This is a genomic window from Sphingobacterium sp. (assembly GCF_039596235.1).
GTDB lineage: Bacteria > Bacteroidota > Bacteroidia > Sphingobacteriales > Sphingobacteriaceae > Sphingobacterium.
This window is the reverse complement of the sequence record NZ_JBCNKE010000001.1, coordinates 402590-415808: the sequence shown is the minus strand read 5'-3', so window position 1 is coordinate 415808 and position 13219 is coordinate 402590. Positions and strand designations below refer to the sequence as shown.

Sequence of the window (13219 nt, the reverse complement as noted above, 5' to 3'; positions counted from 1 at the left end):
ATCAGAACAAAACTTTAAAACAAGAAACAATGAAAACAAAACTTACAACTGTACTTTTAGCAACAGCATTCTCTCTAAGTATACCTACCATTGCCAGTGCTCAAAACAACAAAACAATCAGTACTGTTTCAAAAACAGACAGTAGCATTCGGCCATTTAAGATAAACATTCCACAGTCAAAGCTTGACGAGCTCAAACGCCGTATCGCGGAAACTCGCTTTCCCGATAAAGAAACTGTGAATGATGAATCTCAAGGCATTCAATTAGCACAGTTGAAAGAACTGGTAACCTATTGGGGGAAAGGATATGACTGGAGAAAACTTGAAAAAAAATTAAATGCTCTTCCACAATACATAACAAAAATTGATGGTTTGGATATCCAGTTCATCCACGTTCGCTCAAAAGAATCCAATGCACTTCCGGTAATCCTTACCCACGGTTGGCCAGGGTCACCGCTAGAATTCATAGATGCCATTGGCCCCCTGACTGACCCTGTAAAATATGGTGGAAAAGCGGAAGATGCGTTCGATGTGATTATCCCTGCAATTCCAGGATATGGTTTTTCGGAAATCCCCAAAGAAACAGGTTGGAATCCAGATCGCGTTGCCAAAGCTTGGGATGTATTGGTAAAACGCCTTGGCTACACAAAATATGTTTCGGAGGGTGGTGATCATGGTTCTGTGATCTCCGATGCGCTGGCCCGACAGGCTCCAGCCGGACTTCTTGGAATACACCTTACGATGCCCGCAACAATTCCCGCTGAATTGGTAAAACCGATTAACGCTGGTGACCCTACTCCTATCGGACTTTCAGAAGACGAAGCTAAAGCATATAATGCGCTAAGTACATTCTTTGGAAGAAATGCAGCTTATGGTGGAATGATGGTTACAAGACCACAGACAACCGGTTATCTTCTTTCTGATTCTCCAAGTGCACTTGCAGCATTCTTATACGAAAAAATTGCAGAATGGACAGAAAGTGACCTGCAACCCGAAAAAGTAATCCCTAGAGATGCAATATTAGATGATATTACCTTGTATTGGTTGACGAATACCGGTGCTTCCTCTTCACGGTTCTATTGGGAAAACAATAACAATAATTTCAGTTCAGATCATCAAAAAACAAAGACTATAAAAGTTCCTGTGGCTATTTCCGTATTCCCGCATGAAATCTACCAGGCACCTGAAAGCTGGTCAAAAGCCGCTTATCCCAGCCTATATTATTATCATAAAGCGAAAAAAGGAGGACATTTTGCGGCATGGGAGCAACCTCAAATTTTTACAGAAGAGCTTAGAGCTGCATTTAAATCCCTTAGATAATATCGTTTAAGGTTACTACAAATTGGAAAAGGACAGTCATTTCACTGCTTGGGAGCAAACGGAACGCTTTACAAAAGAAATGAGAAATGCTATCAGAGCTTTAAGATCAGATCTATAATGGCCATCATGAAAAACTAAAATAAATTCATTTGATTGGATTGTGCTGTTTCTATCCCATCCACTTTTTCGGTTTTGAAAAAGTGGACTTTTTTTTTCGGTTTTGCCTGGAAATATCTCATGCTCATAAGTGCCGGCTTCAATGGGAAAAACGTCCGTTCTAGCCACTTTTTACTATCCTGTACCTGGTTTTTACCGTCTATTTGCATAACAAAACAACTTTTTAACAATTTAAAAGAATAAGAAAAATGAACAAGCTAGCAATTTTAGTGATCGCCGTCTTAATGATGTTCTGCGGTTATTCCAAAGGTCAGAGTTCCAAAGGTCAGGTAACATGGGAATGTATTCTCAAAAGAAAATCCCCTGATGAAGGTGAAATTTCCATGAAAGCAAAAATACCCCAAGGGTGGCATATGTATGCACTGGGTAATAGCTCCAAAAGCCCCATAAAAATGAACTTTAAATTCCAGCCTGATAAATCTTATGAACTGGTAGGGAAAGTGACCCAACCTACGCCACGCCGAAAGTTCGAAAAAGCATTGGGTATTCCAGTAACCTATTTTGAGAACGATGTTGAGTTTAGTCAAAGAATCAAAATAAAAGGAAAGAATGGCACGATCAGGGGGACAATTCAGTTTATGCAATGCAGCGATGAAATCTGCATCCCGCCCCAAGACTTCGGTTTCGCCCTCAAAATCTTCAGTTTATAATTGTCATATCAAAAATCCTTAATTCATCTTTTCATCAACAAAATAAAAATCAATACTATGAAATCGATAAAAGAAATATTATACGTCTTAAGTCTCCCTTTGATCATCACACTGATTATGGCTTTCAAAGGATTTGCAGATGACCAGAAATTGGAAAACATCAAAGCAAAAAATTCGGATAAAAGCTTCGCCGTCGTTGAACTGTTTACTTCCGAAGGTTGCTGGAGCTGTCCTCCGGCAGACGAACTGATCGCTAAGCTCAAAAAGGATAACGAAAACAAGAAACTTTTTATTCTGGCATACCATGTAGATTATTGGGATCATCAGGGATGGAAAGACCGTTTCAGCAAAGCCAGGTTTACAGAAAGACAGAAACAATATGCAACGTGGATGAACCTAGGAACGTTATACACGCCTCAGATGGTAATTAATGGCAAGACAGAAACAGTTGGCTCCGAATCCACCAAAGTATTACGCAGCATTCAATCGGCAATGCTGGAGACCCATGCGGAAAACCTGATTGTAAAAATAGAAAAATCCGTAGGTAAATCTATTCAGATCAGCTACACTTCAAAATCAGCATCGAAAAACTCCGCAATCTTCATGGCACTTGTTCAAAAGAAAGCCTCTTCGCAGGTGTCGGCAGGCGAAAACGCCGGAAAAGCGCTATCACATGTACAAATTGTAAGGGACTTGCAAAGCCGAACACTTCAGGCCAGCGGCAGCTTCTCATTCAAAGTTCCGGAGACCAAAGAAGATTGGGAAATTATCGCTTTTGAACAGAACCAGAATTCTGGAGAAATCATTGATGCGACGAGCATAAGTTTATAAGGAAACCCTGTCCGGTTCAACACCAAAAATGCTTTATTCAACTTTCAATATGTCCGGTTCAACGCCTTTAATCTTTTCGACTGGCATTGCTTACTATAATTTTATCAAAACAAAAGAGAAATATCATGAAGCACGTAAAACAAATAAGAATATTACCCATTGTCTTACTCTGTATCTTAGCAGGCTTTATAGCCTTACAGTTTTTCAATGCGCCGATCGAACAAAAGCCGGTAACCGGGCCTATGAAAAATGTACGTCAAGAGGTCACTCAGATTTTAGAACGTTCCTGCTATGACTGTCATTCAAATACGCAGCATCTCACCTTCTTAGATAAACTCGCTCCGATTTCCTGGATCGTCAATAAAGACATCAGGAGAGCCCGGGAAGTAATGAATTTTTCGGAATGGGACAAATTATCCGAAGCTGAGCAAAAGGGAAAATTCTACGCAATATTCAATATGGTTCGTGCTGAGAAGATGCCTCTTCCCTCCTATGCCATGACGCACCCAGGAGCTAAACTCTCACAAAATGAGATTGAGACCATTAAGCAGTTTGCTTTGTCTCTTTCAGAAAAAGACAATTTTATTCCCGCGCATACGAGCCCTGCGGAAGCTGGTCGTAAAGTGGAGACTTTGACCACTGCCATACAAGCTTCAGTTCCAGTTTCTCCCAATGGGATCAGCTACAATGCCGACTTCAAAAATTGGAAAGTGATCGGCATGAGCACACTCATTGACAACAGCATACGGGTAATCTACGGAAATGACATCGCTGTAAAAGCGATTCAGGAAGAAAATTTTCATCCATGGCCAGATGGAAGCACAGTAGCAAAGGTAGTTTTCAAACAGACAAAAAAAGCGAATGGTGAAATTGTACCGGGTGACTTTGTGAACATGCAATACATGGTCAAAGACGGAAAAGAATATACGGAAACTGAAGGCTGGGGATTTGCAAAATTCAATGGACAGGAATTGAAACCAACAGGAAAAACAGCATTGTTCGCACAGCAGTCCTGTATCAGTTGCCACAGGCAGCTAGCAGAATCGACAGGCTATCTTTTCAATGTACCACCAAAAGTAAATTCCAAAAAATTAATAGAACACTATTTAAAAACAGCTCAAAATGAAAAAAGCCCTATACATACTGCTATTCAGTAGTTTAATTTTTGGCTCATGCGCCAAAAACCCTGAAAAAGAAACTGGAAAAATCCGCTTTATGTTTGATGCGGGAAATCTGAAGTTTATTTCATCTTCTTTTAATCCAAACTTACAGACCATGTCTGCACTTTATGGCAATCAAAAGGGAATTTCAGCACTGGAAACAAAACAAGGGATCATAGGAGTAGATCTTAAGCTCGTGACCTATAAAATGCAGGATGACCCAAATTATTTTGGAAGTAAGGTCAATGGTGAGTTGTTAAGTGTCGAGACCGTTAAATCCGACCAAATGGGAAATCTCAAATATGGAATCGAATTTGGAAAGCTTTCTTCGGATGAATCCAGCGAGCAACGCATCAGTTCGATCCTTGAATATCAGCCCATAAAATTACCTCAATAATTCTCCGACCTTAAAAATTTAATCAACTTAAATATTGAATCAATGAAAATCCAACTAAATACAATGACAAAGATGCTCACCTTTTCCATCATCATGATGCTGGGAGCAGGAATCTCCAAACTGAATGCTCAAACCTCGGTTAATGAGAAAAAGAGTGAAACAGAAGAGACGATAAATTTTCATCAGACTAAAACTATCCAAGCGGGACTTCTAAACGTAGGATATGCTGAAATCGGACCAAATAACGGTAAGCCGGTTATCCTTCTTCATGGATGGCCTTACGACATCCACAGCTTTGAACAGTCCGCCGCTATCCTTGCCAAAAAGGGATACCGTGTACTGGTACCTTACCTTCGGGGGTATGGAACCACCACATTCCTTTCTCCCCAAACCATGCGAAACGGGCAACAGTCTGCGGTCGCACTTGATATCATCAAATTTATGGATGCGCTGAAAATTGAAAAGGCGATTATCGGTGGGTTCGACTGGGGAGCCAGAACCGCAGATATTATCGCAGCACTGTGGCCAGAACGTTGTTGGGCGTTGGTCGCAGTAAGTGGATATCTCATAGGCAGCCCCAAAGCGAACGAAAATCCGCTTCCACCAAATGCCGAATTTTTATGGTGGTATCAATATTATTTCGCCACTGAACGGGGCTATAAAGGCTATAAAGCAAATACACAGGAATTCAATAAACTGATCTGGAAAACAGCTTCACCAAAATGGAACTTTAATGACCAGACCTATAAACGTTCCTCAAAGTCATTCGATAACCCCGACCATGCGGATATTGTTATCCATAATTACCGCTGGCGGTTGGGACTGGCCAAAGGCGAAAAACAATACGACGAACTTGAAGACAAGCTTGCCAAAGCTCCGGATATTATTGTTCCTACGGTAACCCTTGAAGGTGATGCAAATGGGGCAGCCTTTCCGCCGCCAGCAAGCTATGCATCAAAATATAAAGGTAAGTATAAGCATCATACTTTAAACGGTGGTGTTGGCCATAACCTACCACAGGAAGCACCAGAGGCTTTCACTGAGGCGATCATTGAAGCCGACCTGATGGCACAGTAAACAACGATTATTTATCATAACAGTATACAATAATTTTAATAACACGCTCAAAAGGCAAAAATAATTGATCATGCAACATTCAACTTACACAAAAATTTATCTTGGCGGACGCATCTTTATGTCATTATGGTTCGGCGCAAGCGGTTTCTTTGAACTCACAAGGAATCCGGTGGTCTGGGATATTACACGACAACTTGGATATCCTCCACATTTCATTTATATACTAGGTATATTTAAAATTGTAGGCAGTATCATTTTCCTTATCCCAAATCGTTTCAATAGAATCAAGGAATGGATCTTTGCAGGGATGTTTTTTGACATCACTTTCGCTTTCTTCTCAAAGACTGTGATGCTTGGTTTACCTTCGACAAGCGATGCGATAATCGCCTTTATAGTCCTGACCATTACATACTACGCGTTTAACAAACTCCACTTTATTGATTACACTGAAAATTTGTCTCAAGATTAAAAAATGATTATTTATGCGTTTTGATTTAAATAACTCATAAAAAGCATAACTTCAGACAGAAAATAACCTTCATTAAAATGTTTAAACCCAAAAAGCAAATACCTTTTGAAATTTCAGGTCGCCTGATATGGATTAGTTCAATTTCATTGGGAATATTAACCTCAATCCCTAAAATTGTAGACCATCACTTTGTTATGGCCGAAGGTATAGCCGACTTCGCTGTAACATCCGGTTTCGCTTTATTGATTTGGTATTATAATATCTATTCTATACCTGCATATACAAAGAAAACAGGCAGTAAAAAAGTGCTGTCAGGTCAGCTGTTTAGGGGATTGGGAGTGGGTTTAATACTGATGTTTTTCCTTTCTTCGATACAATATTACATTCTATCTCACCTGAATTTCGGACCCCAAATATTAATGTACGAGGTAAGAGGGATATTGATCAACCTCACGTTTTATATGTTTATCCATATATTATACCAGACCTATCTTAATCAACAATTTGTACGCGAACTTGAACGCTCGATGGCTGCAAATCTGGAAGCTCAATATGAACTTTTAAAACAACAGGTAAATCCCCATTTTCTTTTTAATAGTCTCAACACCCTAAAATACATGGTAGAGAGCCACGATGACCAATCTTCAGAATTTATACTAAAACTTGCTGACTTCTACAGATTTACTCTTGGAAGTCTAAAGCTCAAAGTCGTAACATTAAAAGAAGAACTGGCCATTATGGAATCGTACGTATATCTATTGAAAGCCCGTTTTGAAGAAGGCCTTTTTGTAACACAAAATCTTGGAACTGATAGCTATGACACGTACATTCCTCCTTTTACACTGCAGCTCTTAGTAGAAAACTGCATCAAACATAATATTGTTTCGTTGGAGAAACCGCTTTATATTGCGATCTATCAGCAGGAAGATTATTTGGTTATCGAGAATAACCTGCAGGAAAGGAAAATTCCAGAACCTTCTACCGGACTAGGGCTCAAAAATATCAATCAACGGTACCTCCATCTTAGCCAGAAAAATATTATTATTACGGCGACTGACGAAAAATTCACCATAAAACTTCCCATATTATATGAACATCCTAATAATTGAAGACGAAATTAAAGCTGCGCGTTCACTGGAAAATCTGATATTGCATTTGCAGCCAGGTTCCCGGATTCTGGCAAAGATCCAAAGTGTCGAGGGCGCTATAGACTATTTGTCCAATAACCCATCGCCAGAGCTGATCTTTATGGATATCCAGCTGTCCGATGGTATTAGCTTCGACATCTTTAAAGCTGTCAAAATCGTATGTCCAGTAATTTTTTGCACAGCTTTTGGTGAATACGCCATGGAAGCTATTAAAGAAAACGGGATTGATTATCTGCTCAAACCGTTTTCGGAAGATGATCTAAAAAATGCTTTTGAGAAAGTCCATAATTTTAAAAATATTTTCCAGAAAGCCTCTGCAAATGATCTCGTAGATATAATCAGTCGGATCGGTGATCAAGAAAGTAAGAAAACGAGTTTCCTGGTTTTTAAAAACAATAAATACCTTACAGTCAAAACGGATGATATCGCCTATATTTATATCAATTATACCTCCCCTTCCCTTGTAACCTTTAAAGGCGAACAATATGATATGAACCAATCTTTGGATCATTTGGGAAGCATCCTTTCCGATAAACAGTTTTTTAGGCTCAACAGACAGTACCTCATCAATTTTTCTGCCGTGAAGGAAGTTGAGCATTATTTTGGAAGAAAGCTCTTTGTAAAACTGACCGTTCCAACAGAAGAAAAGCTTTTGATCGGCAAAGATAAAACTTCCATGTTCCTGAATTGGTTGGAAGACCGCTAAACCAGGTCGGGGTTAGTGGGATAAGAAATGACATATTTTATGCGGCAATGAACGGATACGGATTCTCATTTGCATACTTTTTATCTGCTATAAAGTTCCGATATAAATATTCTTGACAAGCGAACAAACGACTTTGGCAGCAGGAAAATTAAAGTTTTGACCAAATCGATAAAGGATGACAAAGGCTCCTTACTGGAGACATCCTATGCTAAAGTCTTTCATCAAAAAAGGTATTCTATTAAAGTAATACGATCTTTAAACCTAACAGGCGATGATGTCCTGTTAGGTTTTGATCATTTATACGTTGCCCGAAATTACCTGGGCAATACACACGATCTTTACCAATCGATTTTCGAGCAGCCTGTTAACCTAAAAAGTGCAGCTTAACGCCAACAAAATTTCCGCTAAGAATTTATTGACACTATCCAATTACTACAATACGCTCTTTAAAATATAGTAATCAAGACATAAAGAAATCTTGATTTTTTTGCTATAAGATATATGGTATTGCCGAACATTTTCATTGTCCATTTCATTATTTTATTTGTCCACTTTAACTACTATTATGTCCATCTGGGGCACTTTGCGCTATTTTGATAGGATATTTTATGGTCTCTTTGTACTATCAAAAAAGTAGGAAAGACACCAAAAAAAATAAAAAATAAGGTTTAACAATAAAATAAATAAGAAAATGAATAACATGGAAAAAGTACTCTACACAGCAAAAACCCATACGGTTGGAGGTAGAGAAGGAAAAGTTAAAAGCAGCGACGAAAAATTGGATATCATACTTTCCGCACCCGGATCCAATGGGAAAGGAACTAATCCTGAACAGCTATTTGCCGCAGGTTGGTCGGCCTGTTATATTGGAGCACTTGGTTTAGCAGCAAAAAAACTTGGTGCAATACTACCAAAGGATGTATTCGTCGATGCCGAAGTCGACCTGGGAATGATAGGTGATGCATTCCTTCTACAAGCGAGATTATCTGTCGGTCTTCCAGGTATTGACAAAGAAATCGCTAAACAGCTTATTGAACTTGCACACCAAACCTGTCCATATTCCAAAGCAATAAAAGGAAACATCAATATTTCAACAACGTTAATCTAAACAATCATGCTAAAAAAAATCCACTTTGCAATTTTACTTTTAGTAACTATATTTTTGGGCTTAGGAAATGTACAAGCTCAAAAAAAGAACAGCAATACCAAAATTAAAAACATTGTACTTGTACATGGTGCTTTTGTTGATGGATCAGGATGGAGAGGAATTTATGATATCCTTTCAAAAAAAGGCTATAATGTAACAATTGCCCAGATTCCATTGACTTCATTAAAGGATGATAATGCAACTGTACGTCGAATATTGGATAAACTTGATGGACCGGCTGTACTTGTAGGCCACTCATGGGGCGGTACAGTAATTACGGAATCAAGTTCACATGCCAATGTTGCTTCTCTAGTTTACGTAACTGCATTTCAACCTGATAAAGGTGAAACAACAGATAAATGGTATTCGTCCCAACCGGGGCTTCCGGAAGCTGGTATTTTACCGCCGGATAATGAAGGTTTTGCTTATTATGATCTAGAAAAATTCCATGCGGGATTCGCAGCCGACCTCAGCCATGAGCAAGCAACTTTTATGGCACATGCGCAAAAACCGATCCTTGCCTCATCCTTTACCACAGCAGTAACAGCTGCAGAATGGCATACAAAACCGACATTCGGAATTGTTCCAACGGCGGATAAGAGCATCAATCCCATTATATTAAGAAATATGTACAAAAGGTCAGATACGAAGATCACCGAGATCAAAGGAGCGAGCCATGCCGTATTCCTCTCACATCCACAAGAAGTGGCCAATGTCATTATAGCAGCTTCCAAATAAGTTGTGTTTTATCCCTAATACAATAGTTTAATTTTATCCTTTTTGAAATAAGTTTAGGTAAATTATTTTCAGTAATAATGCCCGGAAATGCGATACAACCCGAAGATCCACTGTATTTAGCCTATTATAGCAGCTATAGGTTGGTCTCAATCTTCACGTTACCCAATTTACATAGGATTGAATTCAGCAATTAATGGATTGGTTTTGGTATTTTAAATATAGAGGTATCCCAGTAAATTTGATTTGTTCGTTTCATTGACATTATATAATATATATGTTCATTGAAATTTGCCTGCTATCTAAAGATAGCAGGTTTTATTTTATAATCTGTTATCTGCCTTTTGTATTACTAATTCTATTTCGTAGTATCCGGATTCCATCCTCCGCTTTAGTTAAAAGTATCGTCGGATCATATCTTTTTTCACGAAAAATTTATAATTTGGACAAGCAGATAAATTAAGTGATTAACATCGTTGTTAACACAGTATCAAGCTGAAATCGAAAACTACTTTGCAAATTATTTACGTCAATTAATTCTTCGAAAAATAAAAATATGGCAAAAAATATTGGATTAACGAAAGACTCAGGTTGGCAGTTTGGTGTAAGAAAAACGCTACCATCCAATTTAGAACATCTGTGGCATCTTTTCTTTTCAGAAAAGGGATTAAAATATTGGTCTGAGGAGGTTGATCAAAATTTCTCAACCTTTAAAGAATATTCACATATACGTACAAAGTGGAAACATGTAGGATTCGAGGAAAATGCGAATTTGCAGATCAGGTTTATTCCTTCTAAAGATAAGGATAAAACGACAATTTCTATTCACATTGATCAGCTAAAGAATGAAAATCAGCGGGAAGAAGCAAGAAATTACTGGTCTAAAATAATTGAAATCTTACCAAGTCTACTACAAACAGAAAGCCAATAGATATCGTACGATACGAACTTCAATATGTTCCCACCGCGATATTCGGAATTTCCTATGACTGAGCATAGGTCAACAGCGACTTGTGCTCCTGTCAGCTCATAAATCCTCCCTATGCCATATTCTAAGGCATTTGGCATTGTTTTCTCCATTGGGAAGTTTGAGGTTTGAGTAGGATACGCTACTGTATATGAAAGCGCTGGATTCTTGGAAGAAGATTTTAATTTCCAGGTTTTCCACGTCATAAATCCGACATTGTGAAATATGGATCTGCCGAACATGCTTGGGTTCAAGACGATCAAAGGGGACAGATTGTTTTTCAAGACAATCTGTCGATCACTGACTTTATTTAAATTTTGTCCAATTTCCCTCAGAAAGCTCCATGCCCAGGATCGCATCCATTGCTGCTTTTTTACATATAAATAATGATGTGACCGGGCGCTCATTGACAATTTTTAAATCTTTATCCGGGATTCTAGCATTGACCTGTGCAAGTCCCTCCGCTCGCGCCGGGTTAAAAATTGAAACAACCTGAAACACCTGTCCTTTTCCTTCCCATGTATAGCGATAAATATGGGTATAAGCTGAACGTGCAGCAGAATCTACCTTAATTGGACTCCCCAAACCCGTATTGAGATTCTGATATAATCTATTCAATTCAACAGCATCGAGATTAGCCTCAGCATGGATAAGCTTAAATTTACCGTCCTTTCCCGCAATCGTATTCACCTGATTAAAAACGACATCATCATACTTCGCGACAATATCTTTGCTGGAAAACTTCTTTACTTCAAATGTTGACCATCCATTTCCAAGATCATAGACTTCAACAAATTGCTTTTTGCTATCATTATCGAGATTGGACTTTTGTGTCGCTGCCTGATAGAAACTTACAGCATCCTGATTAAAATCAAGATTTTTCAGATCCAAAATGTCCTTCTGGTAGCTGGGTCCATCTACCGAACATGCCCCAATAAGCATCGTCAGACCAATCACTATGCTTTTTATAGTTGGAAATCTGTATTTTACAAGTCGTTTTGTCATTGGAATTTTCATTTTTTTCTAAAGGTGCGAATAATCCCAAAAATTAAAAAGCAATAACAAACATTCGAGAATACACAACTAATATTTAGCTATTTGCACACAAGATCTGTCCTCTTCGTATAGTTAATACAAATTTTTTATTTTTTTAACTAAGATTTCCGCTCCATGCTACGTATCTATCTAAAATTATAAACCATGAGGCTAACAGAAGATATCAAGCAACTGATTGTAAAATGCATAAAGGGCAATTTATCGCCTGCGGAAAAAAATGCGTTGTCCTCCTGGTTAGACGAATCCCCTGCGCATGGCATTTATCTTGATGATCTGTTGCAAAAAGAAGATCTTGTACGGGATTTGAGACAGCGTATCTCACTGGAAGAATCAGATGCGACAGATTGGTCTGAACGCCTTAAAACAAAAACCCTGGCAACGATCCATGCACAACAAAAACCTATTCGTATCAACTGGATCAGGCGATTTATACCTTATGCCGCGGTATTATGCGGTGTTGTTCTTGCGGGATTAATCTATCAATTTATTTGGAAGCTTTCGGCGCCCAATACCAATAGAATCGTCCTGCATGATGTCGTATTACCGAATAATCATGCTGAAATACGGCTCTCGAACGGAAAAGTAATCCAACTGGACAATAGAAAAGGCGCATTGGTCACATCTGGTGGCTTGAAATATGCCGATGGTAGTCTTATCCAATCGACGGTTCCCAATACAGATTTGATTGCGACTGTCCATACAGCAGCTGGCAGCATGCTTCAAATTACTTTGGCAGATGGATCAGAAGTTACCCTTAATGCAAAGACATCATTTAAATACCCCCTGCAATTTACACAGGACCAACGACTTGTTGAAATAGATGGAGAAGCTTATTTTAAAATCGCCAAAAATAAAAAAGTTCCCTTCCGGGTAAAGTCCAATGGTCAATTGATCGAAGTAACAGGTACCGAATTTAATGTCAACACCTATTCAAAACAAAAAAGCAGTACAACACTTGTCGAAGGTTCGATCAATTTATCAGCCAATGGACAGCATATGCAGCTCAAACCCAATCAACAGGCCACCCTGTCATCAGGACGCCTTTCACAAAAAAGCGTAGACCCACACAATTACATTGCTTGGATTGACAATAAATTCTATTTCAACGAGACAGACCTCCATACCGCCCTACAGGCGATTGGTCAATGGTATGATCTCCAGATTATTTATAAAAATAAAATCAAAGAGACCTATTTATACGGCGAAATTCAGCGAACAAAAAGTTTATCCGCGGTATTGGAAATCTTAAAAAGAAGTAATATCCAGTTTGAATTGGTCCAGGAAGATGGTGTTCGCAAGCTCATCGTATCCAACTAACCCATGATATAACAAAAAACTAAATTATACAGATGAAAAAGCCAACTTGACAAAGCTAATCAG

General features: G+C 38.7%; 14 protein-coding genes. 13 read left to right on the top strand and 1 reads right to left on the bottom strand.

The window, feature by feature from the left end; genetic code table 11:
* Positions 1-29: 29 nt before the first annotated feature.
* The 12 genes from ABDW32_RS01680 (at position 30) to ABDW32_RS01625 (ending at position 10747) form a co-directional block, all read left to right on the top strand.
* The gene (locus ABDW32_RS01680; protein WP_343558802.1) at positions 30-1319 is read left to right on the top strand and encodes an epoxide hydrolase family protein; all 1290 of its coding nucleotides are present in this window, start codon (positions 30-32) and stop codon (positions 1317-1319) included.
* A 365-nt stretch (positions 1320-1684) separates the two neighbouring features.
* Positions 1685-2146, top strand: a complete 462-nt coding sequence (locus tag ABDW32_RS01675) for a protein-disulfide reductase DsbD N-terminal domain-containing protein (RefSeq protein WP_343558801.1) — start codon at positions 1685-1687, stop codon at positions 2144-2146.
* Between the two features lie 57 nt (positions 2147-2203).
* Positions 2204-2977 carry a DUF1223 domain-containing protein gene (locus ABDW32_RS01670; protein ID WP_343558800.1) on the top strand — a complete coding sequence of 258 codons (774 nt, stop codon included), beginning with the start codon at positions 2204-2206 and terminating at the stop codon, positions 2975-2977.
* 125 nt (positions 2978-3102) lie between these two features.
* Positions 3103-4134, top strand: coding sequence for a heme-binding domain-containing protein (locus tag ABDW32_RS01665; RefSeq protein ID WP_343558799.1), 1032 nt, complete (start codon positions 3103-3105; stop codon positions 4132-4134).
* Positions 4100-4534 carry a hypothetical protein gene (locus ABDW32_RS01660; protein WP_343558798.1) on the top strand — a complete coding sequence of 145 codons (435 nt, stop codon included), beginning with the start codon at positions 4100-4102 and terminating at the stop codon, positions 4532-4534. Before ABDW32_RS01665 ends, ABDW32_RS01660 begins: the two co-directional genes overlap by 35 nt.
* A gap of 42 nt (positions 4535-4576) precedes the next feature.
* Entirely contained in the window at positions 4577-5611 is a 1035-nt protein-coding gene (locus ABDW32_RS01655) for an alpha/beta hydrolase (RefSeq protein WP_343558797.1), read from the top strand.
* A gap of 70 nt (positions 5612-5681) precedes the next feature.
* Positions 5682-6080, top strand: a complete 399-nt coding sequence (locus ABDW32_RS01650) for a DoxX family protein (protein ID WP_343558796.1) — start codon at positions 5682-5684, stop codon at positions 6078-6080.
* Between the two features lie 77 nt (positions 6081-6157).
* Positions 6158-7189 (top strand): histidine kinase, encoded by a 1032-nt coding sequence (locus ABDW32_RS01645; RefSeq protein WP_343558794.1) that lies wholly within the window; start codon positions 6158-6160, stop codon positions 7187-7189.
* Positions 7170-7934, top strand: coding sequence for a LytTR family DNA-binding domain-containing protein (locus tag ABDW32_RS01640; protein WP_343558792.1), 765 nt, complete (start codon positions 7170-7172; stop codon positions 7932-7934). The genes ABDW32_RS01645 and ABDW32_RS01640 overlap by 20 nt, the downstream gene beginning before the upstream one ends.
* A 691-nt stretch (positions 7935-8625) precedes the next feature.
* Positions 8626-9042 (top strand): organic hydroperoxide resistance protein, encoded by a 417-nt coding sequence (locus ABDW32_RS01635; RefSeq protein ID WP_343558790.1) that lies wholly within the window; start codon positions 8626-8628, stop codon positions 9040-9042.
* 6 nt (positions 9043-9048) lie between these two features.
* A complete protein-coding gene (locus tag ABDW32_RS01630) occupies positions 9049-9819 on the top strand; it encodes an alpha/beta hydrolase (RefSeq protein ID WP_343558788.1) in 771 nt (256 codons plus the stop codon).
* 553 nt (positions 9820-10372) lie between these two features.
* Complete coding sequence (locus ABDW32_RS01625; RefSeq protein ID WP_343558787.1) at positions 10373-10747, top strand: hypothetical protein; 375 nt, start codon at positions 10373-10375, stop codon at positions 10745-10747.
* A 342-nt stretch (positions 10748-11089) separates the two neighbouring features.
* On the opposite strand, the gene ABDW32_RS01620 is transcribed toward ABDW32_RS01625, so the two are convergent.
* Positions 11090-11788, bottom strand: coding sequence for a hypothetical protein (locus ABDW32_RS01620; protein WP_343558786.1), 699 nt, complete (start codon positions 11786-11788; stop codon positions 11090-11092).
* 195 nt (positions 11789-11983) lie between these two features.
* On the opposite strand from ABDW32_RS01620, the gene ABDW32_RS01615 reads away from it, so the two are divergent.
* Positions 11984-13156 carry a FecR family protein gene (locus ABDW32_RS01615; protein ID WP_343558785.1) on the top strand — a complete coding sequence of 391 codons (1173 nt, stop codon included), beginning with the start codon at positions 11984-11986 and terminating at the stop codon, positions 13154-13156.
* Positions 13157-13219: the final 63 nt, after the last annotated feature.